The sequence below is a fragment of the Aurantimonas sp. NFXS3 genome (assembly GCF_049132005.1).
In the GTDB taxonomy this organism is placed as follows: Bacteria; Pseudomonadota; Alphaproteobacteria; order Rhizobiales; family Rhizobiaceae; genus Aurantimonas; species Aurantimonas coralicida.
On sequence record NZ_JAGDDZ010000022.1, the window covers coordinates 1 to 1,049 of the forward strand.

Consider the following 1,049-nt stretch of genomic DNA (forward strand, 5'->3'; position numbering starts at 1 on the left):
CTAGAGCGCATCCTCTGATCGATGAATCGGATGTGAAGTGACGGTGTGCCCGACGTCTGGTTCAACTTCTACCTCGATGGAGGTGGATGATGGCCAGAGCGTTGAGCGAGGATCTGCGGTCACGGGTTTTGAAGGCGTCGTCGGACGGGATATCTGCACGGCAGGCCGCCGCCCGGTTCGGGATCGGCATATCGACCGCGATCCGGTGGATTGGGAGAGCCAGGATCGGCGAACGGACGGCCCGGCGACAGGGCTGGCAGCGTGGGTCGAGCCTCGATCCGCACGAAGCCTTCATCGTCGGAATGATCGAGGAGCAGAAGGACATCACGCTCGACGAGATGGTGAGCCGTCTCGATGCGGAGGCGGATGTCCGGATCGGTCGCAGCGCCTTGAGCGTCTGGCTCCGCCGTCGTGGCTGGACGTTCAAAAAAAGACCGCACATGCATTGGAGCAGGAGCGCGCCGAGCTCCTGAAGCGGCGTCAGGCGTGGTTCGACGACCAGCTCGATCTTGATCCGGCCCGCCTGGTGTTCGTCGACGAAACAGGCCTATCGACGAAGATGACCCGCCTGCGTGGACGGGCTCCTCGCGGTGAACGTTGCCGGGCCGGGGTTCCTCACGGCCACTGGAAGACGACGACCTTCACCGGTGCTCTGCGCCTGACCGGCATGACCGCGCCGATGGTCCTCGACGGTGCCATGAACGGCATCGCCTTTCGAGCCTATGTCGATCAGGTGCTCGTGCCGACGCTCACCCCGGGCGACATCGTGATCATGGATAACCTGCCCGCGCACAAGGCCGAAGGCGTCCGCCTCGCGATCGAGCAGGCCGGCGCCGAGTTGCGCTACCTGCCGCCCTACAGTCCCGACTTCAACCCGATCGAAATGGCCTTCTCCAAGCTCAAGGCGGTGATGAGATCAAAGGCCGAAAGGACAGTCGACGGGCTATGGGATGCAGTCGGCGCCGTCATCCCGCTCTTCAAGCCAGACGAATGCGCCAACTATTTCGCCGCTGCCGGCTATGAACCGGAATAGGCCGGATCTGCTCTAG

The 1,049-nt window shown here is 63.3% G+C and carries 1 protein-coding gene; it reads left to right on the forward strand.

The features are described from left to right. Positions 1-89: 89 nt before the first annotated feature. Positions 90-1,033, forward strand: a protein-coding gene (locus J3367_RS20950) for an IS630 family transposase (protein ID WP_244495380.1) whose coding sequence is annotated in 2 segments (ribosomal slippage) — positions 90-426 and positions 426-1,033 — 945 coding nt in all. Because the reading frame shifts where the segments join, the coding sequence is not laid out codon by codon here. Positions 1,034-1,049: the final 16 nt, after the last annotated feature.